At 65.2% G+C, this 25,693-nt stretch carries 22 protein-coding genes; 12 read left to right on the forward strand and 10 right to left on the reverse strand.

Annotation, left to right across the window (positions count from 1 at the left end):
* Window positions 1–411: 411 nt before the first annotated feature.
* Window positions 412–2,634 carry a TonB-dependent siderophore receptor gene (locus tag IB236_RS07655; RefSeq protein WP_192419863.1) on the forward strand — a complete coding sequence of 741 codons (2,223 nt, stop codon included), beginning with the start codon at window positions 412–414 and terminating at the stop codon, window positions 2,632–2,634.
* Between the two features lie 149 nt (window positions 2,635–2,783).
* On the opposite strand, the gene IB236_RS07660 is transcribed toward IB236_RS07655, so the two are convergent.
* Window positions 2,784–4,880, reverse strand: a complete 2,097-nt coding sequence (locus IB236_RS07660) for a hypothetical protein (RefSeq protein ID WP_192419865.1) — start codon at window positions 4,878–4,880, stop codon at window positions 2,784–2,786.
* Window positions 4,881–5,063: 183 nt separating this feature from the next.
* On the opposite strand from IB236_RS07660, the gene IB236_RS07665 reads away from it, so the two are divergent.
* The gene (locus tag IB236_RS07665; protein ID WP_192419867.1) at window positions 5,064–6,314 is read left to right on the forward strand and encodes an NAD(P)/FAD-dependent oxidoreductase; all 1,251 of its coding nucleotides are present in this window, start codon (window positions 5,064–5,066) and stop codon (window positions 6,312–6,314) included.
* A gap of 120 nt (window positions 6,315–6,434) precedes the next feature.
* On the opposite strand, the gene IB236_RS07670 is transcribed toward IB236_RS07665, so the two are convergent.
* Window positions 6,435–9,686, reverse strand: coding sequence for an EAL domain-containing protein (locus tag IB236_RS07670; RefSeq protein WP_192419869.1), 3,252 nt, complete (start codon window positions 9,684–9,686; stop codon window positions 6,435–6,437).
* A 309-nt stretch (window positions 9,687–9,995) separates the two neighbouring features.
* On the opposite strand from IB236_RS07670, the gene rpsU reads away from it, so the two are divergent.
* Complete coding sequence (gene rpsU, locus IB236_RS07675; RefSeq protein ID WP_007833691.1) at window positions 9,996–10,208, forward strand: 30S ribosomal protein S21; 213 nt, start codon at window positions 9,996–9,998, stop codon at window positions 10,206–10,208.
* A gap of 213 nt (window positions 10,209–10,421) precedes the next feature.
* The gene (locus tag IB236_RS07680; RefSeq protein WP_192419870.1) at window positions 10,422–10,868 is read left to right on the forward strand and encodes a GatB/YqeY domain-containing protein; all 447 of its coding nucleotides are present in this window, start codon (window positions 10,422–10,424) and stop codon (window positions 10,866–10,868) included.
* Window positions 10,869–10,957: 89 nt separating this feature from the next.
* Here IB236_RS07680 and IB236_RS07685 read toward each other — a convergent pair whose 3' ends face one another.
* Window positions 10,958–11,902: a LysR substrate-binding domain-containing protein gene (locus IB236_RS07685; protein WP_192419872.1), complete on the reverse strand. Its 945-nt coding sequence runs from the start codon at window positions 11,900–11,902 to the stop codon at window positions 10,958–10,960.
* 124 nt (window positions 11,903–12,026) lie between these two features.
* On the opposite strand from IB236_RS07685, the gene IB236_RS07690 reads away from it, so the two are divergent.
* The 3 genes from IB236_RS07690 (at window position 12,027) to IB236_RS07700 (ending at window position 15,055) form a co-directional block, all read left to right on the forward strand.
* The gene (locus tag IB236_RS07690) at window positions 12,027–13,130 is read left to right on the forward strand and encodes a tartrate dehydrogenase (protein ID WP_192419874.1); all 1,104 of its coding nucleotides are present in this window, start codon (window positions 12,027–12,029) and stop codon (window positions 13,128–13,130) included.
* Between the two features lie 137 nt (window positions 13,131–13,267).
* Entirely contained in the window at window positions 13,268–13,684 is a 417-nt protein-coding gene (locus IB236_RS07695; RefSeq protein ID WP_192419876.1) for a hypothetical protein, read from the forward strand.
* Between the two features lie 474 nt (window positions 13,685–14,158).
* Window positions 14,159–15,055 carry a LysR family transcriptional regulator gene (locus IB236_RS07700; protein ID WP_192419878.1) on the forward strand — a complete coding sequence of 299 codons (897 nt, stop codon included), beginning with the start codon at window positions 14,159–14,161 and terminating at the stop codon, window positions 15,053–15,055.
* A gap of 22 nt (window positions 15,056–15,077) precedes the next feature.
* Here the strand turns inward: IB236_RS07700 and IB236_RS07705 are convergent, their stop codons facing one another.
* Genes IB236_RS07705 through IB236_RS07715 form a run of 3 tightly spaced genes read right to left on the reverse strand, consistent with a single transcriptional unit; the run spans window position 15,078 to window position 16,287 of the window.
* Window positions 15,078–15,335 (reverse strand): hypothetical protein, encoded by a 258-nt coding sequence (locus tag IB236_RS07705; RefSeq protein ID WP_192419880.1) that lies wholly within the window; start codon window positions 15,333–15,335, stop codon window positions 15,078–15,080.
* Window positions 15,332–15,757, reverse strand: a complete 426-nt coding sequence (locus tag IB236_RS07710) for a VOC family protein (RefSeq protein ID WP_192419882.1) — start codon at window positions 15,755–15,757, stop codon at window positions 15,332–15,334. Before IB236_RS07710 ends, IB236_RS07705 begins: the two co-directional genes overlap by 4 nt.
* A complete protein-coding gene (locus IB236_RS07715) occupies window positions 15,757–16,287 on the reverse strand; it encodes a helix-turn-helix domain-containing protein (RefSeq protein WP_192419884.1) in 531 nt (176 codons plus the stop codon). Before IB236_RS07715 ends, IB236_RS07710 begins: the two co-directional genes overlap by 1 nt.
* A gap of 237 nt (window positions 16,288–16,524) precedes the next feature.
* Between IB236_RS07715 and IB236_RS07720 the strand changes: the two genes are divergently transcribed.
* The gene (locus IB236_RS07720) at window positions 16,525–17,286 is read left to right on the forward strand and encodes an NAD(P)-dependent oxidoreductase (protein ID WP_192419886.1); all 762 of its coding nucleotides are present in this window, start codon (window positions 16,525–16,527) and stop codon (window positions 17,284–17,286) included.
* Between the two features lie 115 nt (window positions 17,287–17,401).
* On the opposite strand, the gene pmbA is transcribed toward IB236_RS07720, so the two are convergent.
* Window positions 17,402–18,844: a metalloprotease PmbA gene (gene pmbA / locus IB236_RS07725; RefSeq protein WP_192419888.1), complete on the reverse strand. Its 1,443-nt coding sequence runs from the start codon at window positions 18,842–18,844 to the stop codon at window positions 17,402–17,404.
* A gap of 64 nt (window positions 18,845–18,908) precedes the next feature.
* Here pmbA and yjgA point away from each other — a divergent pair, with 64 nt between their 5' ends.
* From yjgA to IB236_RS07740, 3 genes are all read left to right on the forward strand, one after another.
* Window positions 18,909–19,580 (forward strand): ribosome biogenesis factor YjgA, encoded by a 672-nt coding sequence (yjgA, locus tag IB236_RS07730; RefSeq protein ID WP_056058197.1) that lies wholly within the window; start codon window positions 18,909–18,911, stop codon window positions 19,578–19,580.
* The gene (gene mog, locus IB236_RS07735) at window positions 19,573–20,172 is read left to right on the forward strand and encodes a molybdopterin adenylyltransferase (protein WP_192419890.1); all 600 of its coding nucleotides are present in this window, start codon (window positions 19,573–19,575) and stop codon (window positions 20,170–20,172) included. The genes yjgA and mog overlap by 8 nt, the downstream gene beginning before the upstream one ends.
* A 63-nt stretch (window positions 20,173–20,235) precedes the next feature.
* Window positions 20,236–21,291, forward strand: coding sequence for a hypothetical protein (locus IB236_RS07740; protein ID WP_192419892.1), 1,056 nt, complete (start codon window positions 20,236–20,238; stop codon window positions 21,289–21,291).
* Between the two features lie 32 nt (window positions 21,292–21,323).
* Here the strand turns inward: IB236_RS07740 and cysE are convergent, their stop codons facing one another.
* Together cysE and IB236_RS07750 are read right to left on the reverse strand one after the other, a co-directional pair.
* A complete protein-coding gene (gene cysE, locus IB236_RS07745; protein WP_099730857.1) occupies window positions 21,324–22,106 on the reverse strand; it encodes a serine O-acetyltransferase in 783 nt (260 codons plus the stop codon).
* 304 nt (window positions 22,107–22,410) lie between these two features.
* Entirely contained in the window at window positions 22,411–23,223 is an 813-nt protein-coding gene (locus tag IB236_RS07750; RefSeq protein WP_192419894.1) for an RNA methyltransferase, read from the reverse strand.
* 175 nt (window positions 23,224–23,398) lie between these two features.
* Here IB236_RS07750 and IB236_RS07755 point away from each other — a divergent pair, with 175 nt between their 5' ends.
* Window positions 23,399–24,355, forward strand: coding sequence for an inositol monophosphatase family protein (locus IB236_RS07755; protein WP_056058182.1), 957 nt, complete (start codon window positions 23,399–23,401; stop codon window positions 24,353–24,355).
* Between the two features lie 205 nt (window positions 24,356–24,560).
* Here the strand turns inward: IB236_RS07755 and IB236_RS07760 are convergent, their stop codons facing one another.
* Window positions 24,561–25,691: a two-component system response regulator gene (locus tag IB236_RS07760; RefSeq protein WP_056743920.1), complete on the reverse strand. Its 1,131-nt coding sequence runs from the start codon at window positions 25,689–25,691 to the stop codon at window positions 24,561–24,563.
* Window positions 25,692–25,693 lie beyond the last annotated feature (2 nt).

Here is a 25,693-nt window from a genome sequence, read left to right on the forward strand (position 1 = left end):
GCCTGTTCAAAGTCTTTTTGGAGTCGCACAAGTACCTTGCCGCGATGGGATGCAAGGCGCGGTGCGCTGCCGATAGCCCGTGCTATCGGCAAGCGCTGCACCGCCATTCGCTGGCTGCTTTGGCGCCAGCGGGTCTACAGGGCATGGCACACCGCGTGGCCGTGCCGCAGTGACCACCACAGCGCCGCGCAAAGGCATCACTCTGGCTACCGGGTGCAGCGGGCTGCGTCCCACCCGGTGCGTTGTGCCGCCAGAACAACAAAAACCCGCACCTTGGATGCCACAGCGGATGCATTTTTGCGAATAATTCCCATTTGTATTTAAAATTTTACAAATCCCAGCCAGCCGTGCGTCCCGTCGGAGGAGCGTTGCCAGCCAGCCTGTCATCGCATTTCCCCCAGGAGCCCTTTCATGCACGCACCCCGCAGACACCTTGTCTGTGCCCTCCACCCTCTGGCGGTGGCCGCCTTCCTTGCAGCCAACCTAGCGGGCACCGCCAGTGCCCAGACCGCCGCCGAGTCACCAGCGCCCGCCGCCGAACCCTCCCTCTCGGGCACAGCCAACACCGACCAGGTCGTGGAGCCCAAGGCGCTGGACAGCGTCACCGTGTCGGGTGCGCGCGAGAGCGCATCCACCCGCCTTCAGCTCACGCCGCGTGAAACGCCGCAGTCCGTCAGCACGGTGACGCGCGCGCAGATCGAGCGCCAGTCGCTCACCAGCATCGACAGCGTGCTGCGCAACGTGAACGGCATTGCCGTGAGCTTCTACGACACGCAGCGCCCGCTGTACTACGCGCGGGGCTTCCAGATCACCGACTTCCAGACCGACGGACTGCCCAGCTACAGCAGCAGCACCAACCAGGAGTTCGACACCGCGCTGTACGAGCGCATCGACATCGTGCGCGGCGCCAACGGCATCCAGACCGGTGTGGGCGTGCCTTCGGCCACCATCAATATGATCCGCAAGCGCCCACAGCGCGAGTTCGCCGCGTCTGTGGCACTCACGGCGGGTTCTTGGAACCTGTACCGGGGCGAGCTGGACATCAACGCACCGCTCAACAGCGACGGCAGCGTGCGCAGCCGCCTGGTCGTGGCCCCGCAGAAGAAAGACAGCTTCCGCGACCGCTACTCCGAGGACAAGACCGCCCTGCTCGCCGCGGTGGAGGCCGACATCGGCACCGCCACCGTGGTGTCATTGGGCTACCAGCGCCAGTCCAACGACCCCAAGGCGCCGATCTGGGGCACCATCCCGCGCTTTGCGACCACGGGCGAGCCCATCGACCTGCCGATCTCCACCAGCTTCTCGCCATCGTGGACGCGCTGGGAGCGCACCTCGGGCACGCTCTACGCCACGCTGGACCACCAGATCAACGACGACTGGAGCTTGAAGGCCGCGCTGAACCACACCGAGGGCAACACCTTCCGCCTGAGCACCTACGGCTATGGCGCCACCACCAGCCAGGCCCCATTCATCAACCCGGCCACCGGCGCGGGCACCACGCTGTATGCCGCCGTGAGCGGCAGCAGCGAAAAGCAGGACACGGTAGACGCCTACCTGTCGGGCAAGTTCGAGCTGGGCGGCCGCAAGCACGACTTGGTGGTGGGCATGAGCTCCACCCGCACTGCCACGCGCACCGATGGCTACACGTCCGTGGCGGGCTGGAGCTATGTGATCCCCAACATCTACACCTGGGACGGCAACGCGCCTGCGCCCACGTACTCCAAGACTGGCGCATGGCGCACACAGATCACGCAGCAGACGGGCTTGTTCGCCTCGGCACGCTGGCGCGTGGCCGACCCGCTGTCGGTGCTCACCGGCCTGCGCCTGACCGACTGGCACCGCCACTCCGACACCTATGGCACCACCGGCAGCTATGCAGGCCGCTCGGCCATCCAGGACGAGAACCGCAAGGTCACGCCCTTCATCGGCGCGGTGTACGACATCACGCCCACCCTGTCGGCCTACGCCAGCTACGCGCGCATCTTCAACCCGCAGAATTACAAGGACCGTAACAACAATCCGCTGTCGCCAGTCGTCGGCAGCAATGCCGAGGCCGGCCTCAAGGCCGAGCTGTTCGAGCGCCGCATCCAGGCGCACTTTGCGGTGTTCCAGACCAAGCAGGACAACTTCGGCGTGCGCGACAGCGCCATCACCACACCGCTGCCCGACGGCAGCCTGCCCTACGTGGCCGTGAACGGCACGAAGTCCACCGGCTTCGAGCTGGAGTTTGCGGGCATGGCCACCCGGCAGTGGCGCGTGAGTGCTGGCCTGACCCGCGCCAAGGTCACGCGTGCCCCCACCGACCTGATCTACGCCAACATGCCCGACTACCTGCTGCAACTGGGCACGGACTACCAGCTCTCGGGCGCGCTGGCGCCGCTGGCGGTGGGCGGCAACCTGACCTGGCAAAGCACCATCGAGGGCTTCAACATCCCGCACCCCAGCGGCACGGTGACGGTGAAGCAGTCGCCCAAGGCCATCCTCAACCTGCGCGCATCCTGGCAGTTCAACCCCAAGGTCAGCGCGACGGTGGCCGTGAACAACGTGACCAACCAGAAGTACTGGGCCAACCTGGACTACGGCAACTATGCGGACCCGCGCAACCTGAGCGTGACGCTGCGCGCGGCTTTCTAGGTGCAGGCTGGACGTTCTGCACTGGACAGACCCTTGGTACAACTTGCCGAGTTTCGCCATCAGTGTCCAGCCGCTTATCAAGCCCCTCGGCGCACGCCCTGACGGCTCAGCTGTAGGTACGGCGCCTGAGGAATGGCATGTAACGCGGATTAATCGGGCAGCACCAGCTTCAGCACGCTGTTTTCGCTACCCACGTACAGGCTGCGCCGGTCAACCCCGGGGGCCAGGAACTTCACCAAGTTCAGTCCCGCTGGCAACGGCCCGAGCAAAACACCGCCGGGCGTCGGCGCGGCCTGACCGGCAAGCAGTTCCAACCCCTTGGCCTGCGTCCACCGGTGCACACCGCAGGCGCTGGAGAGAAACACCTCACCAGGTCGGCCGGGTATAACGCAGATCTGCTTGAAGGGCTCCCGGAAGAACTCCGGCAGATTGCGGTCTATCTCCAAAGACAACGGGAATCTCTGGATTCCTTGGGTGTCGATGCGCACCAGTTCGGGATGGAACCGCACAAGGGTGGTGGAGCCATCCAGCTCCACACGGTTGCACAACACCCACGACACCTGCGCAGTGCCACCCTCAAAGGCCATGTCAGCAATGTCCATGTACCAGGGGCGCTGCGCCAGCGGGGGATAGCTCTGAGGCGTGTATAGAGCCTGCGTATCCCCTGCAACAATCTTCACCTGCCCATTGGCATCAATCGTGCCAACCAGCGCATTCCCATTGGCCCTGCCGAAGTACACATCGCCATCGCCGGCTTGTGGCGAATAGCGCGTGGCAAACCACAGCAGCCCTGTCGTATCGGTGCGCAAGACTTGCACACCCGGGTCGTGCCTCCCTCCGGACGCGAAATGGCTGGAACTGACCCACGTCTGCCACGCAGACTGGCCATTCGTAGAAGTCCGCACCAAGGCGCGGTCTTGGGCGTCATAGGCGATCAGATGCCCGTAGGCAATGGCAATACGGTTCCCCCGAGGCTCCAGCGACCATGTACTCACCTGGCCTGCGGCACTGACCGACCGGAGGGCCGGTACAGGAGCAGCGTCCGACGAGTTGCCTCGCTGGTTCTCCAGCAAGATCAAACCGCCTGCCCCATCAGGCAAGGCCTCGACGCCTCTGAGGAAGCTGAACCGCGCTTGGTTTTGGCCATCTACCTCGCCTGGATTGGATTGCACTCCCAACCACCTGTAGACCGCCGTGCTCGGAAACTCCAACCTGCATTCCACGATCTCCGTCCCACCCTCAGCCGTACCATCACTGCACGCCACAAACAAGGAGGTCGGAGTCATGTTCGACGGCCCTTGAACCACCGTCGCCTGGCCGCCCCGCACCTTCCACCCCACGGCCAGCGTGCGGCCCGACAAATCCAGCTGCGCAATGCGGAACTCCCGCGCGCCCTGCTCGCCAGCAAGCGCCCAATACGCATCCTGGGCTCCGTGGACCTTCCTCAGCGGTGTCCACAAATCAAAAGGCCACTGGGTGGGAAGGACTCGCCATTGGTAGGCACCGCCTTCCAGCACCAGGTCCGCCCATTCAGAGGGTTCGGTCGCAAACTTGGTGTACCGCCGCACTCCGCCGGTGGCGGATTCCAGCAGTTGGCTCCCCCGGGGGAGCGGCAACAGGGTCTTCACGGCTCCATCGGTCCCGAGGGTACGCAACACCGGTTGGTAGCGGTGGTCTGTATCAATGAAGTACACGAGCCCGTCCTGGGCCAGCAAGGGTGAATCGAACCGGAAGACGGAAGCACGCGCACCGACTCCATCCACCAGCGCGGTGTTCGACCCACCGCCCGCCAGGAGGACAGGCGTTTCCCCCTGCAAAAAATGAACACTTCCGGCTCCCGTTTCCACAAGGTAACGGCCCAGGGCGTCAAACAGATAGCCACGAAAAGACCAGGGGTACGTCCTGGCAAATGACGACACCCCCTGCCGGTTTCTGCACCCCACGCGACAGTCCCAACCGTACAGGCCAACGAACTGAAGGTCACCCTGGGCATTGAACGCAGGCCCCGTCAAATCTGCGGGCAAACGCGCCATGGCGCCTTGCTGCAAGGCGAACCCGCCACCGCCCAAGGCGCCAGCCACCATTTCCAGTGTGCCGGCTTTGACGGGCGGCTCTACTGCGGGCTCGCCACCCCCTCCCCCGCCACAGCCGGCCACACCGGAAGCTGTGGCCGCCAAGCCCCATTGACCAAACCGGCGGCGTGTAATGGCCGGTACTTGAGTATCGAATCGAGACGTCACGTCCACAGGTTCTCCTTTGATCAAGCGCTCATTATTGGGGGTCACAGCAAAGAGAAGCCATGGCCTCCGCTTCGTTACCAACAGAAACACCCCTATGCGGCGCACACCAATGGGCTCCCTTGGCCACAACACTGCAACACCCAATGGCGGCACAATCAGGGTCTTTTTGCGCCCCCGCATCCGAACGCAGTGCCGACGACTCCATTTTTTGACGCCATCATCATCGGCGCCGGCGCTGCCGGCCTGTTCTGCGCGGGCCAGGCGGGCCAGCGGGGCCTGAAGGTCTTGCTCATCGACCATGCCGACAAGGTGGCCGAAAAGATCCGCATCTCGGGCGGCGGGCGCTGCAACTTCACCAACCGCGACCTGGACCCGGCCGCGCCGCACAAACACTTTGTGGGGCAGAACCCGCAGTTCTGCCGCTCGGCGCTGTCGCGCTACACGCCCGCCGACTTCATCGCGCTGGTGCAAAAGCACGGCATCCCGTTTCACGAAAAGCACAAGGGCCAGCTGTTTGCCGACCGCTCGGCCGAGGACATCATTGCCATGCTGCTGGCCGAGTGCGAGGCGGGTGGTGTGACCCGCTGGCAGCCCTGTAGCGTCAAAAAAATAGACTTTTTGGCATCAAGCGCTAGTGAATCATGCCGGGGCAGCTATCAAATTGATACTGATCGTGGGCCGGTGTCGGCGGGTGCGCTGGTCATTGCCACCGGCGGCTTGTCCATCCCCAAGATCGGCGCCACCGACTTTGGCTACCGGCTCGCGCAGCAGTTCAGCATCCCGCTCATCGAGCGCAAGCCGGGCCTGGTGCCGCTGACCTTTGACGGCGCGGGCTGGGCGCCGTATGCGCAGCTGGCGGGGCTGGCGCTGCCGGTGCAGATCAGCACAGGGGCCAAGAAAACCCGCATGGCGTTTGACGAAGACCTGCTGTTCACCCACCGGGGCCTGTCGGGCCCGGCGGTGCTGCAGATCTCCAGCTACTGGCAGGAGGGCACGCCGCTGGCCATCAACCTGGCGCCCACGGTGGACCTGCCCGCCGCGTTGTCGCAGGGCAAGGCCCGCTCGCGCAAGCTGGTGGCCAACGAGCTGGCCACCTTGGTGCCCAGCCGCCTGGCCGACGCCTGGGCCAGCCGCGAGGCCGACTGGCAGCGCCCCATCAACGAGGCCAGCGACAAGGCCCTGGCGCGCCTGGCGGAGCAGCTGGCGCGCTGGGAGCTGACGCCCACGGGCACCGAGGGCTACAAGAAAGCCGAGGTAACGCTGGGCGGCGTGGACACGCGCGCGCTGTCGCAGCAGACCATGGAGTGCAAGACGCAGCCCGGCCTGTACTTCATTGGCGAGGTGGTGGACGTGACAGGCTGGCTGGGCGGCTACAACTTTCAGTGGGCCTGGGCCAGCGCGCATGCCTGTGCGCAGGCGCTGGCAGCAACACCCCCCTGAGGCCCTACGGGCCTTCCCCCCGCTCTCGCTACGCTACGCTGCGCGGGCAGGGGGACGACGCCCTCGCTGCAGGGCGGCCCTTGCCCGGCGTCCCGCGCGTGCGCAGCGCCCGCTTGACCGCTACGCTGCCGCAGCCTCTCGCGTCAACAATCCGCAATGCTGTCGGGCCCAGGCCTCCAGCTCCGGGACGGGCAGCGGCCGGCTGAAGTGGTAGCCCTGCAGCTCCTCGCAATCCAGCGCACTCAGCACCTGGGCCGTGGCCAGGTCTTCCACGCCCTCGGCCACGATGCGCAGGCCCAGCGTGTGGCCCAGCGCGATGATGGCGCGGGTGATGGCCATGTCGGCAGGGTTGGCGAGCATGTCGCGCACAAAGGACTTGTCCACCTTGAGGCGGTCGATGTCAAAGCGCTTGAGGTAGGCCAGGCTGGAATACCCGGTGCCAAAGTCGTCGATGGACAGTTGCACACCCAGCGCCTTGAGCGCCGCCAGTTGCTGCTCGGCCGCATGGGCGTTGTCCATGAGCTGGGACTCGGTGATCTCCAGCTCCAGCCGGTGCGCCGGCATGCCGGTGCGCAGCAGCAGTGCCTCGATGTCGGTGACCAGCGCGGGGTCGGACATCTGCGCGGCCGAGAGGTTGACCGAGATCGACACCCGGGCCAGCGGGTGTGGCATCAAGGCATCGCCCGGGCCCGCCTCCAGCGCCAGCTGCTGCCAGCGCACCCACTGCTCGCAGGCTTGCTGCAAAACCCAGCTGCCAATGGCGCGGATCATGCCGGTCTCTTCGGCGATGGGGATGAACTCGCTGGGAGGGATGGAGCCCAGCACCGGGCTGGTCCAGCGCAGCAGCGCCTCCACGCCCAGCAGCTGGGTGCCCTGGGCGCTCAGGCGGGGCTGGTAGTGCAGGCTCAGCTCGTGGCGCTCCAGCGCACGGCGAAGTTGCTGCTCCATGGTCTGGCGGGCCAACGCACGCTGGTCGGTCTCCATGGAATAGAACAGCGCCATGTCACGGCCGGTGGTTTTGGCCTCGTACATGGCAGCGTCAGCGCGGCGCATGAGTTCGTCAATGTCGCTGCCATCCTCGGGGTACACGGCGATGCCCACGCTGCAGGACACATTGAGTTCATGCCCCTCCACCGGGTGGCTCTGGCGGATGAGCGGGATCAGCCGCCGCTCCACCAGCTGCTGCACATCCTCGCGCCCGGCCACGTCGCGCATCACCACCACAAACTCGTCGCCGCCCAGGCGGCTCACGGTGTCGCGGCTGCGCACGGCCTGCGTGAGGCGCGCGGCCACCGAGCGCAGCAGGCCATCGCCAATGTGGTGGCCCAGCGTGTCGTTGATGGCCTTGAAGCGGTCCAGGTCGATGAACAGCACCGCGACCTTTTCACCCGTGATGGGCGCCTGCGCCAGCGCCATCTGCAGGCGCTGCACGCACAGTGATCGGTTGGGCAGCTCGGTAAGCACATCGTGGTGAGCCAGGAACTGGATGCGCTCCTCGTTGAGCTTGCGGTCGGTGATGTCGATGGCAATGCCGATGTGGTTGGCCACCGCACCGCCCTTGCCCTCGCGCACGGCCGACACCATGAGCCAGGCCGGGTAGGTCTCGCCCGAGCGGCGGCGAAACCGCACCTCGCCCTGCCACGATTCCTTGTCGAGCATGGTGCGCTGGATCTGCACCGACAGCGGCTCGGCGCCCGCCTCTTCCAGCAGAAAGCCCAGGTCTTCGCCAATGACCTCGTAGAAGTCATAGTGCGTGCTGCGGCAGAACGCCTTGTTCACGCTGATGATCTGCTGCTCGGCGTTCATGATGATGATGCCCTCGGACGAGGCCTCGAACACCTTGGCCCAGAGCTCCAGGCGCTGCTCCATCACCTTGAGCACGTTGATGGGCGTGAAGGCCGTGAGCACCGAGTCGCGCCCCTGAAACTGCAGGCGCCGCGCCGACAGCACGGCCCACGAGGGCTCGGGACTGCCCTTCCAGCGCACTTCAAACTCATCGACCGAGCCCTGGTCTGCCAGGCGCTGAAAGAAGCGCGCGCGCACGCCGGGCTCCAGCCCCACGGCCCAGGGGTCGGTCTTGCGGCCACCCAGCCAGTGGGCCGCGGGTGCGTTGGAGTGCAGCACCTCGTGCTCGGGAATCGACGTGACCACCATGGGGATGGGGAAGGCCTCCACCAGCTCGCGCTGCGCCTCGGCCGCACGGGCGCTGGCGGCCAGCTCTTGCTGCAGCACGCGGTCGCGGTCGAGCTGGGACAGCATCTCGTTGAAAGCGGTAACCAGGCGGCCGATCTCGTCGCGGCTGGCCCAGTGCGCGCGCAGCGTGTGGTCGCCGCTCTTGCGCACCTCGTCGGCCACGCGGGCCAGTTGCTGCAGCGGTTTGGCGATCTGGCGGGCGACCAGGGTGACAAGCGAAAGGATGCAGCCCAGCAGCACCAGCGCCGTGCCCAAGTGCAACCACATGCGGGCAAACAGGCTGTCGGCGCGCTGGTTCAGCAAACGCTCCAGGTCCACAATGCCCACCGACCAGGCATCGCGCAGCGCGCCCAGCACCTGTGCCTCCTGCACACCCACTTGCGCCACCGTCAGGCGTGACTCGCCCGACGCAATGCCCTGCAGCAAGGCCTGAAAGCCCTCCTGCGCCGCCTTGAGCGCCTCGCGCTGGCGCACCAGCGCGGCCCGCATCTCGGGCGAGCCCGCAATGAAGGCCTGGTTGTAGTCCGACTCGATGCCCAGCATCACCGCATCCAGCCGCCCCACCAGCGTCAGCAGCTCGGACGACCACTGCGGCCCGCGCCGCGACGGCGCCGCGTTCAGGAAGCTGACGGTGTCATGCACCGCCTGCAGCAGCTCGGGAAACCGCAGCACCACCAGCGACATCACGTAGTAGCTGTCCAGGTCCGGGTCCAGGATCAGGTTGGACTGGTTGCCCACCGTGGTGAGCAGCTCACGCCCCTCGCGCAGCAGCTGGCTGCGCAGCCGGGTGAGCGTCTGCGGATCAGCAGCTGGAGCGCCCCCTTGGGGCTGGCCCGTCAGCTGCTGCAGCGCCACGCCAAAACGCTGCCCCACATCGGCCGTGTGCAGTTGTTCGTCGTGGGCTGCCCGCACGGCGTCCAGGCGGGTCAGCACGTCGGCCACCAGCGGAGGCTGCTGCGAAGCATCCAGGAACTGCCCCATCAGCCCATCGCGCACCACGGCCGCGTAGGTCGTGCCTACCACCTCCTTGCGCGTGAAATCAATCGCCAGGTACTTTTCGTGGATCAGGATGCTGGAGACGTAGATCACCGCCGTCAGGTCCAGCAGATAGATGAGCATGAGCTTGCGGCCCACACTGAGCCGGCCCAGCCAACCCGATACGCGGTGCATGAATGCCATGGTGTCTGCGGCGGGGCCGCCCGGGCGGATGGCCAGGGCTCTCCACCGGTGAATAGGAGTGTTACAACACGAAGCAACTTCCGCGCCATTGCGGTGCGGCCCGGCTGTGAGAAGCCCACTGGACGCCCTGTTCGGGGACAGACTGGCAATCCTTGCACTCTGGGCGTGGATAAAGGCTATAATCTCCGGCTTTGCTGGCAATGCCCCGTCGGCCAAATACTAGTTACAGACGGGGAAACCGCTTTGTACGGACTTGAGGCCCGATCTCCCCAAGCCCCTCTGCAGGCACCATTTGGAAAACATTAGCTAATGACTACGATCCGCGTAAAAGAAAACGAACCCTTTGACGTTGCACTGCGCCGCTTCAAGCGCACCATTGAAAAGCTCGGCCTGCTGACCGACCTGCGCGCCCGTGAGTTCTACGAAAAGCCCACCGCCGAGCGCAAGCGCAAGAAGGCTGCTGCCGTGAAGCGTCACTACAAGCGCGTTCGCAGCATGCAACTGCCCAAGAAGCTGTACTAAGTACCGCTTTGGCCCCGTCCTGATACGGAGTGCCGACAAACCCGCGCTAGGGACGCCAAGCGCGGGTTTTTGTTTTTGGGGTTTGCCAAAAGGCTTTCTGGCGTCGTTGCAACGCCTTGCCGTAGCAGCACTACTGTCTGCGGCGTTGACGCCTAGCCAGAAAGCCTTTTGGCAAACCCCTGTTCTTGTCTAAAACCAACCAAGGAAGCCGCCATGAGCCTCAAGGACCAGATCACCGAAGACATGAAGACCGCCATGCGCGCCAAGGACAGCGAGCGCCTGGGCACCATCCGCCTGCTGCAGGCTGCGATGAAGCAAAAGGAAGTGGACGAGCGCATCGTGCTGGACGACGCGGCTGTGGTCGCCATCGTGGACAAGCTCATCAAGCAGCGCAAGGACTCGATCACTGCCTTTGAAAGCGCAGGCCGTCAGGACCTGGCCGACAAGGAAAAGGCCGAGATGGCCGTGCTGCAGGCCTACCTGCCCGAGCGCATGTCGGCCGAAGAAACGCTGGCTGCCGTGAAGGCCATCGTGGCTGAGGTGGGCGCATCGGGCCCTGGCGACATGGGCAAGGTCATGGGCGTGGTCAAGACCCGCCTGGCGGGCAAGGCCGATATGGGCCAGGTGTCGGCCGCCGTGAAAGCGGCACTGGCGGGCTGATCGCCCCTGCGGTCGTGCCCACGGTACGACCGGTATCTTTTTGATAGCTGTCAGCGCATGTGAGACGTGCGCTGACAGCTATTTTTGCTTCAAACCGAGGCGTTTGCGCCCACACCGGTCTTTGCGCTGCGCGACGCCCACCCGTCGCGAAAGAGCGCCTGCAAAAACTCCACGCACACCCGCACTTTGGCCGAGCGCTCCAGCCGCGTGGGGTAGACGGCCCACACATTGGCTTCTTGCTGCCACTGCGGCAGCACCTGCACCAGGCGCCCGGTCTGCAGGTGCGCGCCCACATCCCACAACGAGCGCAGCACCACGCCACGTCCGTCCACCGCCCACTGCACGGCCATCTCGCCGTTGTTGGCCGACAGCGGGCCACGCACCTTGACCGACTCTTCCTGCGCACCGCTGCGCAGGCGCCACACGCCAAATGGATGGTCACGCTCCTTGATCACCAGGCAGTCGTGCGCGGCCAGATCGGCCACCGTGCGCGGCGAGCCCTTGCGCTGCAGATAGGCAGGCGCTGCACACAACACGCGGTGGTTGTCGGCCAGGCGGCGGGCGATCAGGTGCGGCGCAATTTCGTCGCCCACGCGCACGTCCAGGTCAAACCCTTCGCCCGCCACATCCACCAGCCGGTCGAACACTTCCAGGCGCACCTGCAGCCCCGGGTGCTGCTCCACCAACCGCGACAGCGCGGGCGCCACGATCTGGCGGCCAAAACCAAAGCTGCTGCTCACCCGCAGCAGCCCGCGCGGCTCGCTGCGCGTCACCGCTACCTCCTGCATCAGCTGCTCCATGTCGTCCAGGATGCGCTGCGCCCAGTGGAAGACGCGCTCGCCCTCCTCCGTCACCGCCACGCGGCGGGTGGTGCGGTGCAGCAGCTTGACCTGCAGGTCCTGCTCCAGCAGGCGGATGCGCTTGCTGACGTAGGCGGGCGAAGTGCCCAGCTCGGTGGCGGCGCCGCCAAAGCTGGCCTTGCGCACCACGGCCGTGAACACGCGCAGGTCTTCCGCTGCAGGATTTTTATGCACGATGTGTGAAGGATAAGGCCACAGTTAGCGGATTGTAGTTATCGGAAGCGCTGGGAACAATGCAGGCCATGCCGCTGGCTGCACCCTGCAGCCGCACCCTCGAAACCATTGCAAGGACCGCTTGATGACCTCCTCCGCTGCCCCCAAAACCTACCGCATCGCCCTCATCGCCGGAGACGGCATTGGCAAAGAAGTGCTGCCAGAAGGCCTGCGCGTGGTGCAAGCCGCCGCAGCGCGTTTTGGCATTGCGCTCGAAACCACTGCCATCGACTGGGCCAGCTGCGACTACTACGCCGCCCACGGAAAAATGATGCCCGACGACTGGAAGGCGCAGCTGGCGGGCATGGACGCGATCTTCTTCGGTGCCGTGGGCTGGCCCGCCACCGTGCCGGACCATGTGTCGCTATGGGGTTCGCTGCTCAAGTTCCGCCGCGAGTTCGACCAGTACATCAACCTGCGCCCGGTGCGCCTGTTCGAAGGCGTACCCTGCCCCTTGGCGGGCCGCAAGCGCGGCGACATCGACTACTGCGTGGTGCGCGAGAACACCGAGGGGGAGTACACGTCACTGGGCGGCATCATGTACGAGGGCACCGACCGCGAGATCGTGATCCAGGAATCCGTCTACTCCCGCCACGGCGCCCACCGCCTGCTGAAGTTCGCGTTCGACCTGGCGCAAAGCCGGGCCAAGAAGCATGTCACCCTGGCCACCAAAAGCAACGGCATCGCCATCAGCATGCCCTGGTGGGACCAGCGTGCCGACGACGTGGCCCAGGCCTACCCCGAGGTCACGCTGGACAAGCAGCACATCGACATCCTCACCGCCCGCTTTGTGCTGCAGCCCGGCCGCTTTGATGTGGTGGCTGCCACCAACCTGTTTGGCGACATCTTGAGCGACCTGGGCCCGGCCACCACCGGCACCATCGGCCTGGCGCCCTCGGCCAACCTGAACCCCGAGCGCACGTTCCCCAGCCTGTTCGAGCCCGTGCACGGCTCCGCGCCCGACATCTACGGCCAAAACATCGCCAACCCGATTGCGATGATCTGGTCGGGGGCGCTGATGCTGGACTTCCTCACCCACGGCCAGGGCGCGGGCAGGTTGGCACACGATGCCATCGTGGCGGCCATCGAAGAGGTGATCAAGAGCGGGCCGCGCACGCCGGACCTGGGAGGAAGCGCCAGCACAACACAAGTGGGACAAGCCATCGCGGAGCACGTTGCTGCAGCCTGATCGGTGCCCGGCGTCACGAACGCATCACTGTTGGCAACGAGCGCCCGTCACCAGCCTTGAACTGCCCCAGCACGACTGCAGCACCGGTACTGCCGAATCGATAGCTGCCCCACTCCATCCTCTGAGCAAGGCCCTATATGAAGCCATTCACCACCATCTTTTGCGCTACCGCCATGGCTTGGCTGGCCTCCAGCAACACCTATGCATGCAGCTGCAAGCTCGCCTCTGCGCAAGCAAATGCTCCACAGGCCACGGTCGTGTTCAAAGGGGTTGTGACAGAAGAGACCGTCGACCCTGCGAACAAAAACGAGCACCGAGCCCTTTTCAGGCCCACGACCATCTACAAAGGCGATCAGGCCCCAGCCATCACGGTGCACACTCGGGGCGACCAGGGAAGTTGCGGCGTGCGGTTCGCCAAGGGGTCCGAGCACATGGTGTTCGCCTTCCAATCAGGCCAACGGCTGCGCACCAGCCTGTGCAGCACCTGGCCCATCTCCAAGAGCTATGCCGGCCATACCGCCGAAGTCGAGAGCCATTTCAACCAGCGCAAGTAAGCACCCTCAGGCCCCACACACGTCGGATGCACCGTTATACCCATGACACTGCGGGGGGGGCGGACTGCGGCGCAGGCGACTGCCAGCTGACCAGCAACCAGCCATCACTCCTGAAATGATAGCTACCAGCGCATGAATTACCTGCGCTACACGCCAATTTCACTCAAATATGGATCTCACCCCCCACCTGGGGGCACCCTGAACTGCTCGGTGACGCGCCGCTCGGCGCGCGCCGCAGCGGCAACCCACCGATCCCTGGCGTTGCGCGCGCCCGCCACGGCCCAACGCAGCGCATGCAGAAACACGACTATGGCAACGGTTCGCACAGGTCGCTGGCGGCCCACAAGGTTTGAAGCAGAGACGGCTCTGGGGGCAGTGGTGTGGGGATGCGGGTGTTTCATGGCCCCGCAATGCTCTCACCGGGCTTACCATCTGTAAAGTTGAATTCAATGACGATTCACTTCATAAAAGCTGATGCGTAACCTCAATCTCGACCAGTTGCAAACCCTGATCGCCATCGCCGACCTGGGCACCTTTGCGGCCGCCGCGCAGGCGTTGCACCTCGCGCCGCCCACGGTGAGCATGCACATCAAGGAACTGGAATCGCGCCTGGGCGCCGAGCTGGTGGTGCGCGGGCGGCGGCAGGCCGACCTCACCCCCGCTGGCGAGGTGCTGGTGCGCGAAGGCCGCCAGCTGCTGCTGGCCAGCGATGACCTGGTGGAACGCGTGCGGCGCCACGCGTCGGGCCGCGAAGGCATGGTGCGGGTGGGAGTGTCGGCGGGTGTCAGCACCCGGCTGCTGCCACGCATGCTGGAGGCGCTGGCGGCACGCAGCCCCGGTGTAGAAATCCGCCTGGAGGCCGTTGGCTCGGCTGAGTCGATGCAGCGCCTCAAGGCGGGTACGCTGGACATTGCCATCGTCGCCAGCCCCCAGCCCCCGCTGGCCGAAGTCAAGCAAACACCCTGGCGCAACGACCCCATGGTGGCCCTGCTGCCCGCCGCGTGGGACGCGCCAGACCGCATCGGCCCCGACTGGCTGGCCAGCCGACGCTGGGCATCGTTTGCGCCCGCCACGCAGATGCACGGATTGATTGCCAACTGGTTTGGTCAGGCGGGGCACCATCCGCGCCCGTTTCTGGCGCTGAGCTACCCTGGCGCCCTCAAAAGCCTGGCCGTGGCCAGCCAATGCGCCGCACTGCTACCGATGGAGGAGGTGGAGGACCTGCAGGGCACGCCCGATGTCCAGATCCGCCCGCTGCAACCGCCGCTCATGCGCCCCATGGCCGTGGCGCACCGCCACCAGCCACCGCCCTCGCCCGCCGTGGAGGGCGTGCTGGAGTTGCTGGCGGACTTTGCAGATTTCGCAGAGTGATGGCGGGACACACCGCGCGCCGTCACGCGGGCGGCAAGCCCTGGGCGCCCGGGGCAGGCCGAACAGAAGACCGGACAGCAAGCCGCTGCAGGTAGGGTTGCACGAACAGGTACAACCCCGTCAACAGCAGCAGTGCCAGCGGCGGCAGGGGTGCGTACGTGACCCAGTCCGGCGGGTTGCCTGCACCCTGGGCGCGAGCCACAAAATTGGCGATGACGGCCAACATGAACGCCATCGACACCCAGCGATGGAACCGCCGAATTCCCGCACCGGCGCTCATTGCACACCTCCAGCAGCGAGCTGGATCAGCTTCCAGCCGTTGCCCGCCGGGTCCCGAAAGCCCGCGTCCACGTTGCCGTACCGGTCCACAGGCTCCTGTGTGAACTCCACGCCCAGGTCGCGCAGCCGGGTATACGCGCCGCGGCAGTCCGACACATGCAACACCAGCGGCGGCATGGCGCCCTTGGCCACCATGGCGCGCAGGGCTTGCGCCGTGGCCTCGTCGTGGATGGGCGGGCCGGGCCTGAACAACCCCAACTGAAAGCCCGGCTGGTCGGGGTGCTGCACCGTCAGCCAGCGGTAGGGGCCATTGCGCACATCCGTGTGCACCTGAAACCCGAGCTTGCCCACATAGAACGCGAGCGCTTCGTCCTGATCATCCACATACACGCCCACCACACCAATGCCTTGGTTCGTCGTCATCAGATCTCCTTGGTTGTTGATGACGGGTTTGTACCTTCGGCCAGGCGGCGGCGCTTCTCCGAAACTGCGGTGGTGAGGTCAGGGCGTTGTGCGGCTTTCAATACGCAGGCCGGCACCTTGTCCAGTGGCTCCAAGCGGGCCTGGGCCTGAAGGCGCACCGCACTGGGGCTCTGCCCCGTGATGTCGCGAAAGGTGCGGCCGAAGGTGCCCAGGCTCTCCCAGCCGGTGGCAAACGCAATCTCGGTGATGGGCAAGTCCGTGTCGCGCAGCAGCGTGGTGGCCTGTTCGATGCGGCGGGTCAGCAGGTAGCGGTGGGGCGGGATGCCAAACGCCTGCCGGAAGGATCGTGCGAAATGCGCGTCGGAGACGCCGCTGACCTCGGCCAGCCGCTGCACCGGCCAGGCCTCATGCGACGCAGCGTCCATGCGGTCCTTGGCGCGCAGCAGACGGCGCAACAGGGCCGGGTCTTGCGGCGCAATGGGGTCAGCGGTATGGCCGTTGGCTGGGGGCTTCGGGGGCACGACAGGCATGGTGGGCACAGCATATCGCGTGTCCGTCGGCGTTCCTGCACCACCTGTACGGCGGCAGGCAAGACCCGCGAGAACCCGCAGGCAAAGACAAGCACTGTGAACAAAGTCACCGTCTTCGCGATGGACCTCACCCGCCGTTAGCGCTGCAGAGACGATGGCATGGAATCATCGCGGCATCGCCCGTCGATGACTACCCGACCATCGGCAGACCTTTCCTCAATCCTCTCGCGAATCATCATGAAGCGTCTTCTCATCCTGGGAGCCACGGGCTCCCTCGGCCACCACGTACTGCAGCAAGCTGTTGCGGCAGGCCACCAGGTGTCAGTGCTAGTGCGCAACCCTGCCCGGCTGCCCCAGGACCTGCGATCACGCATCACGGTGCACCAGGTGGACCTGGGGTCCGTGGCAATCAGCGCCTTGGCAGACATCATCCGGGGCCACGAGGCGTTGATCAACTGTGCGGGGCTGGTCACCGAAGGTCACGCGTTTGTCGACCTCGTGGACCGCATTGTTTCCAGCGTGGAGTCCCTGGCCCCCGCAGAGCGGCCAACCTGCTGGTTTCTAGGGGGCGCTGCGGTGCTCGACATCGGCCAGACAGGCCGCCGGGGTGTTGAACTGCCCAAGGTGCGCGACACCTATTGGCCGCACAAGAAGAACTTTGAGCGCCTGAACAACTCGTCCCTCGATTGGCGCCTGCTGTGCCCGGGACCGATGGTCGACCAACCCGCGCTGGGGATCGCCCGGCTGCGCATCGCCGCGGACCAGCTGCCGGTCTCCGTGCCAGCCTTTGCGGGCAGGCTACCCAGTCCATTGATGCTGCTGCTGTTCGCGTCGAAGGTGCCGCAGATGATCGTTCCCTATGCCGACGCAGCTACTCTGATGCTGGCCCATCTTGAGCCCCGGGATGCGATGTCCCGGCACCGCGTCGGGCTCGCGCTGCCCGTGGGCATGCGCGGGAAGAAAGACACCTGGGCGGCCAAGCCCCGCAGTGCCACCTGACGAAACCCTCCATGAAAAAAGGCCCTCGCAGTCACGAGGGCCTGGGGCGGGAGCGTTGCAGAAAACCCGCATCACAACAGCCACTGGCGGTATCCGCCCGCTGCGGGCACGAAGATCAGCTGCCCGCCACCTTCATGCGGTTGACCAGGATCGAACCCACCGTCTTGGCACCATAGTTGTAGGCATCGGCACCCACGGCCTCGATGCCCTTGAGCATGTCCTTGAGGTTGCCTGCAATGGTGATCTCGTGCACGGGGTAGGCGATCTTGCCGTTCTCGACCCAGAAGCCGCTCGCGCCGCGCGAATAGTCGCCGGTGACGTAATTCACGCCCTGGCCCATCAGCTCCACCACAAACAGGCCCGTGCCCAGCTTTTGCAGCATGGCGTCCAGGTTGTCGCTGGCTTGCGTGAGGCGTGAGGTCATCACCAGGTTGTGCGAGCCTCCGGCGTTGCCCGTGGTCTTCATGCCCAGCTTGCGGGCCGAGTAGCTGCTAAGGAAGTAGCCCTGCACGCGACCACCCTGCACCACCTTGCGCGGCGCCACGCGCACGCCTTCTTCGTCAAACGGCGAGCTGCCCTTGCCCCCCAGGACGAAGGGGTCTTCCAGGATGTCGATGTGCTTGGGAAAGACCATCTTGCCCAGCGAGTCGAGCAAGAAGCTGCTCTTGCGGTACAGCGAGCCGCCACTGATGGCCTGCACAAAACCGCCCAGCAGGCCAGCGGCCAGGGTCGACTCAAACAGCACGGGGCATTGCGTGGTAGGGATCTTGCGGCTGCCCAGGCGGCTCAGCGCACGCTGCGCGGCGTAGCGGCCCACGGCCTCGGGCGAGGCCAGGTCGGCTGCGTTGCGCATCGAGCTGTACCAGGCGTCGCGCTGCATTTCGGCGTTCTTGCCGGGCAACGAGGCGATGGGGGCCACCGAGAAACTGTGGCGCGAGCTGGCATAGCCCCCGCGAAAGCCGCGTGTGTGAGCGCTGAAGAAATGGCTTTGCTGGGCCGACACGCCAGCACCTTCGCTGTTGGTGATGCGGCGATGCGTCTTGAAAGCAGCGGCCTCGCAGGCCTTGGCCATCTCTGCGGCTTCTTCGCTGGTGATGGCCCAGGGGTGGAAGAGTTGCAGGTCGCGGTGCGTCTCCTGGGGCGCGATATCGTCGGCGTCGGGCAGGCCAGCCACAGGGTCTTCGGCCGTGAAACGGGCGATGTCATAGGCCGCTTGCACGGTCTGCTCGATGGCCTTGGTAGAAAAGTCCGACGTGCTGGCGTTGCCTCGGCGGTGGCCGATGTAGACCGTCACGCCCAGAGACTTGTCACGGTTACGCTCCACGTTCTCCAGCTCACCCTTGCGCACGCTGACCGACAGGCCACAGCCCTCGGACGCCTCGGCGCCCGCGTCGGTCGCACCGAGCTTTTTGGCATGGGCCAGGGCGCGGTCCACCAGGTCTTCAAAAAACGGGCGGCTGTAGCTGAAGCCGCTGTCAGGGGTGCGGGAGGTGGCAGCTGCGGGCACAGCAGCCAGCGCGCCGGGGGTGCGCGGGGCGCGTTTGGAGGGTTTGTTCATAGCGGCAGCTATGATACTTGCCACTGCGGCGCACCCTGCGCCCGCCTCTCTTTGCCCCCACCCCATGTCACGCAAACCCAAAAAAGGCTACTTTGTGCGAGGCCAGTTTGTTGCCGAAGGCAGCGAACTGGACATTCAGCTCAAGGCCGAACTCAAAGGCACGCCCGATGCCAGCCGCACCGATCTCAAGCGCGAGAGCGACGAACTGCAGGACCTGGGCAAGGAGCTTTTGAACCTGCGCGCCGACCTGTTCGACGCCGTGGGCCTGCCCGACAAACTGGTGGAGGCGCTGGCCGAGGCCAAGCGCATCACCAACTTTGAAGGCAAGCGCCGCCAGATGCAGTATGTGGGCAAGCTCATGCGCAAGCTCGAACCCGAGCTGGTACAAGCCGCCCGCCAGGCGCTGGAAGAGCAGCACAAGGGCTCTGCCACCGAAAAGCTGCAGCTGCATCTGGCCGAGCAATGGCGCGACCGCCTGATTGCCGACGACGACACGCTGGCCGCGTGGATGGCCGAGCACCCCGACACCGACACCCAGCAGCTGCGCGCGCTGATCCGCCAGGCCCGCAAGGATGCGCAGCCTGCGGGCAAAGAGGCCAACGTCCAGGTCTCGCAAGGCCTGGCGCCCCGCAAGGGCCGTGCATACCGCGAGCTGTTCCAACTGGTGCGCGAGCACCTGGGCGGCACGGGCACGGCAGATGCCAGCGACACCGACGAGGACAACGACGATGAGTGAAGCCGTCCACGACGCCGTCAAGATCGGCATCGTCTCGATCAGCGACCGCGCCAGCACCGGTGTCTATGAAGACAAGGGCCTGCCTGCCTTGCAGGACTGGCTGACGCGCGCGCTGTACAACCCCATCACCTTCGAGTCGCGCCTGATCCCCGACGAGCAGGCCGGCATCAGCGCCACGCTGATCGAACTGGTGAACGCCGGTTGCGCGTTGGTGCTGACCACTGGCGGCACCGGCCCCGCGCTGCGCGACGTGACGCCCGAGGCCACGCTGGCCGTGGCGCACAAGGAGATGCCAGGCTTTGGCGAGCAGATGCGCCAGATCAGCCTGAAGTTTGTGCCTACCGCCATCCTCTCGCGCCAGGTCGCTGTGATCCGAGACCAGAGCCTGATCATTAATCTGCCTGGTCAGCCGAAGGCGATTGCCGAGACGCTGGAGGGGCTGAAGGACGCCAACGGCCAGCAGATCGTGCCGGGCATCTTTGCCGCCGTGCCTTACTGTGTGGACCTGATCGGCGGGCCGTATCTGGAAACGCGGGATGAGGTCTGCAAGGCGTTCCGGCCCAAGAACGCTGTCCGGCCCAAGACCGCCTGAACCGCCTGCGGGCCAGCGCTGGCCCACGGGCGAAAGCTCCCCCCATCGCCCATCACACAGACGATGAAGTACCTTGCCTTCGCCCTCCCCCATCTGCTGATAGTCGCCCTGGCCTTGTGGATGTATGTGCGCATACGCGCCATGAAACAGCGCCAGGATGCTTTGGTGAAGGACCTCAAGGGCCGGCACTACTGGCGCATCAATCTGGCCCGCCCCGCATTTTTTGGACGCAGGATGCGGCTTATGGCTTTCGAAGCCAAAGGCGTGCTGATCGACGATGGAGAAGCACTCCGCGTCCGGGGGCATTGGGCCAAGACGGGCAAGGCTTTCGAGTCGTTGGTGCCCAAATCGGGGCTGAAGGTCGAGTGGCTGGGCAACCAATCCATCAAGACGGGCAACATCCACTGGGCTCGGCTGGACACCCCCAAAGGCCAGGTGCTGTTCACCGCCGATACCGGCTGGAGCGCCGGGCCGTCGCGCGAGGCCTTGTGCGACATCTTCCGCTCGGCGTTCCCCGACTATCCGCTGGACGAAGCGAACACACACGATTTCGCACTGGAGAAGAACCCTCGCAGCCTGGGCGCGACGGTGCTGTTCCTGGGCCTGATGCTGTTTGCGCTGCTCGACAGCTTTGTGTTCTCCGGCTACGAGCTGACGGATGCGCAGCTCTTCAGCATCCTGCGCTCGCCCCTGACCTGGCTGGTGGCGTCGGTGGGCATAGCAGCGTTGGTGGCACTGTGCTACCGGTTCTTCGCTGCAGGGCGCATCCCCTCGCGCGAATCGATGGCGCTGGCCCTGATGCTGGGCGCCGTATCGGCCGGGGCCGCCCTGCCCGTGCTCAAGCGGGTAGACCAAATGCTGGCAGGCTCGGTGTCAGAAGACCACGCATACCGCCTGTCAGGCACCTATCGGCTGGAGCCTATCGACACCGCGCAGGGCCTACCGCCACTGAAGTTTCCGCGCATGCGGGACTATTGGGAGCAATGGCCCGATGGCAGCGAACACCGTATTCCGCTGATGCACGGACCGTTGGGGCTGTGGCAACTGGACCACTCAAAGTTTGATCCGCCCATCGTGGCTTTCTACGAAAAGAAGAACAGCAAGCCTGGCAAGCACTGAGCCCGCAGTGCCCCCACGCAACGGCAGGAAGCCTACTTGCCCACCAGCTCGTTGAGCTTGCCCGCCTCGAACTGCTCCTTGATCGCCGCGTCACAGGGCACGCAGTCCTTGGCCTGCAGGTTGGCGGCCGAGAGCTTTTCGATCGCCTGCCACAAGAGCGCGATCTGGTGCTCTTGTGACGAGGCGTTGTCGATCAACCCACGCATGGCCTGCGAGAGCGGATCATCCTCCTGCGTGATGCCGTAGGCGGTGAATTTGCGCGATGGCTGGGGCTCGGTCACGTCGGCGCTCTGGCCTTCCTTGGACGGGATGATGCGTGCCGGGATGCCCACGGCCGTGGCGCCAGCGGGCACGGGTTTGATGACCACGGCATTGGAGCCGATCTTGGCGCCGTCGCCCACTTCAAAGCCGCCCAGCACCTTGGCGCCTGCACTCACCACCACATCTTTGCCCAGCGTGGGGTGGCGCTTGGTGCCCTTGTAGAGCGAGGTACCGCCCAGGGTCACGCCCTGGTAGATGGTGCAGCCATCGCCGATCTCGGCGGTTTCGCCCACCACCACGCCCATGGCGTGGTCGAAGAACACACGCTCCCCGATCTTGGCGCCGGGATGGATCTCGATGCCGGTGAACCAGCGCGCAAAGTGCGAGATGAAGCGCCCCAGCCACTTCAGGCCGTGGTGCCAGCACCAGTACGCGGGGCGGTGCAGCCAGATCGCGTGCAGGCCTGGATAACAGGTGATCACCTCCCACGTGCTGCGCGCGGCAGGATCGCGGTCGAGGATGCACTGGATATCGGAGCGCAAGCGGGCTAGCATTGGTTGTTATGGTTATTTGTTGAGAACGTATTGATGGTCTTTTCAGGGTCGCGTTGAGGTGCAATCGGGATGAGTGGATGCTCCGGGTGCGCCGCATGGGCCCATGCCCATGCAAGCAGTCGGCGCGTCCAATCGCCCGATTTCACCCCAACCCTGCGGGCAAGTGCATTTCCGGGCGGTCTGCGGCGTTGCGGCGCTAGTTGATAGCTGAGCTATCAACCGCGCACCGCGTCTGGCACCCCATCCCGGAAACGCATTTGCGCGTCCCAGAAAAGACCATCAATACGTTCCTAGGCTGCACAGTCTATCGTTTCGCCTGCGCCGTCTCGATCATGGCTTTGGCGACACCTCTCAAGATGTGGATTTCCTCGGGACTGAGCTGCGCGCGGTTGAAAAGCTGGTTAAGGCGGGGCATGAGCTTCTTGGGCGCGGCCGGGTCCAGGAAACCGATGGATGTGAGCGCCTGCTCCCAATGGCCCAGCATGCCCGCCACCTGGGCAGCGTCGGCCAACGCACGCGGCGGTGTGGCGTCCTGCACCGCAAAGCCGCCCAGCGCCTGGCGCCACTCGTAGGCGATCACCTGGATGGCCGCCCCCAGGTTGAGCGAGCCGAAGCCGGGGTTGGTGGGAATCGACAGCGCCACGTGGCAGCGGTACACATCCTCGTTGGTCATGCCAAACCGCTCCGAGCCAAAGAGAAAGGCCACACCGGCCTGCGGGGCCGCACTCGGGTCTGCAGCGGTGTCGTCGCCTGCGTTTTGAGGGCTTTTGGCCTCTAGCGCTAGTACTTCATGCCTGAGTAGCTCACTTTTTAATAGCCCTTCAAAGTGCGCACGCGGCGCTGCTGTGGGGGGGCCAAAATCGCGTGGGGTCATGGCCGTGGCGCACATGTGGCTGATACCGTCGAGCGCCTCGTCCAGCGTGGCGACGATGCGTGCGTTGTTCAGCACATCGAGGGCGCCGCTGGCGCGCTGGATGGTTTCCTCGCGCCTGAGCACGTTAGCCCAGCGGGGAGCGACCAGCACCAGGTCGTCAAACCCCATGGTTTTCATGGCACGGGCGGCGGCGCCCACATTGCCGGCGTGGCTGGTGTTGATCAGGACAAAACGGGTCTTCATGGACAGGCGGAGCGAGAGGGGGAAAGCGGCCGGTTAGGCAAAAAAGGGCACTGCGGGTAAAATCCTGCCCTCTATTGTCGCCGCCCGCATCGCCGGGACGGGTCGGACCTCCCCGCTCATCCTGTACGCAGACGCCCGCGCCATCTTGGCCGCGCGCTGCCAACCACCACAATTTATGTCGTCCAATCTGCACCCCATGCTCAACGTGGCCATCAAGGCCGCACGCGCCGCCGGCGCCATCATCAACCGCGCGGCCCTGGACGTGGAATCAGTGCGGATCTCGCAAAAGCAGATCAACGACTTTGTGACTGAGGTGGATCACGCCTCCGAAAAGATCATCATCGAGACGCTGCTGACGGCCTACCCCGGCCACGGCATCCTGGCTGAAGAGTCGGGCAAGGAATACGGCGCCAAGGATTCGGAATTTGTCTGGATCATCGACCCGCTGGACGGCACCACCAACTTCATCCACGGCTTCCCCGTGTATTGCGTGAGCATCGCGCTGGCCGTCAAGGGCAAGGTCGAGCAGGCCGTCGTGTACGACCCCACCCGCAACGACCTGTTCACCGCCACCAAGGGCCGCGGCGCCTACCTGAACGAGCGCCGCATCCGCGTCTCCAAGCGCACCCAGCTCAAGGACTGCCTGATCTCCACCGGCTTCCCCTTCCGCCCGGGCGACAACTTCAAGAGCTACCTGAACATGATGGCCGACGTGATGCAGCGCACCGCCGGCCTGCGCCGCCCCGGCGCCGCTGCACTGGACCTGGCCTACGTGGCTGCGGGCTTCACCGACGGCTTCTTTGAAACGGGCCTGTCGATCTGGGACGTGGCAGCGGGCTCGCTGCTGGTGACCGAGGCCGGCGGCCTGGTGGGCAACTTCACGGGTGAGGCTGAATTTCTGGAGCAGCGGGAGTGCCTGGCAGGCAACCCCCGCATCTACGGCCAGCTGGTGCCCATCCTGGGCAAGTACAGCAAGTTTGCGAGTGCTGGCGACAAGGCGGCCGTGCGCCAGGCGGCGACTCCCGACACGCCCGAAGCCAACAACATTCCAGAGACAGAAGGCGCTGCGGACGCAGCCGAATCGGCGGCGCCCCAGGCCGACTCAGCCAAGGGTGAAGACGCGCCGTTCTGAACATCTCAACTACCGCGCCTCACCGTCAAGCCAGCACACGATGACCGCTGAAAATATCTGGTAGCAGGACCGCGCAGTAGGCGCGCTCGTTACCAGCGCAGCCGTGCAAGGGCCGCCCCGCCGCACTGGCTGCGTCCCCCTTCCCGAATTGCGCAGCCATTCGAGAGAAGGGGGAAGGCGCGAAGCGACTCAGGGGGATGCCTCCCTACACCGGGTCTGGGTACTTCTGCGCGATGCTGCGGAAGTCTTCTGCAATGTCCACAAACGCGTCCACCATGTCGGGGTCAAAGTGCGTGCCCTTGCCCCGCACGATGGTGTTACAGGCCTGGTCGTGCGAAAACGCAGGCTTGTACACGCGTTTGCTGATGAGCGCGTCGTACACATCGGCCACCGCCATGAGGCGCGCCGACACCGGGATGGCGTCGCCCGCCAGGCCCTGCGGGTAGCCTGATCCGTCCCACTTCTCCTGGTGGCTGTAGGCGATCTCCTTGGACACGCTCAAAAAGGCCACGCGCATGCCCAGGCGCCGCTCGGCCTCGTCAATGGCATTGCGGCCCAGCGTGGTGTGGGTCTTCATCACCTCGAACTCCTCCACCGTGAGCTTGCCGGGCTTGAGCAGAATGCTGTCGGGGATGCCGATCTTGCCGATGTCGTGCAACGGGGCCGACTTGTACAGCAGCTCGATCATGCGGTCGTTCAGCACATGCTCAAAACGCGGGTGGTGGCGCAGGCGCTCGGCCAGGGTCTTCACATACAACTGGGTGCGGCGGATGTGGTTGCCGGTCTCGTTGTCGCGCGTTTCAGCCAGGGAGGTCATGGCCATGATGGTCACGTCCTGGATGGCCTGCACCTCCAGCGTGCGCATAGCGACCTCCCGTTCCAGGTAGGCGCTTTTGTCGCGCAGAAAATCGGCCGTGGCCTTGAGCGCCAGGTGCGTGTTAACGCGCGCGAGCAGGATCGGCGGACTGATGGGTTTGGTGATGTAGTCCACAGCACCCAGGGCCAGTCCCATGCGCTCGTCGTCGGTGTCGGAACGCGCCGTCAGGAAGATCACCGGGATGTCGCGGGTGGCAGGCGCCTCCTTGAGGCGACGACAGACCTCATAGCCATCCACCTCGGGCATCATGATGTCCAGCAGGATCAGATCGGGCGGCGTGGCCGACTGGGCAATTTTGAGGGCCTTCTCTCCATGGTTGGCCACCTTCACCACATAGTGCTCGCGCAGCAGGCTGCCCATGAGCGTGAGGTTCTCGGGCGTGTCGTCCACCACGAGCACGGTGGCAATCGGCTTGTCAACCAAGGTCGCCGGGCTGGAGGCAAAAGGCGCGTTGTCCATGC

The sequence above is a fragment of the Acidovorax sp. ACV02 genome (assembly GCF_014851475.1).
In the GTDB taxonomy this organism is placed as follows: Bacteria; Pseudomonadota; Gammaproteobacteria; order Burkholderiales; family Burkholderiaceae_C; genus Acidovorax; species Acidovorax delafieldii.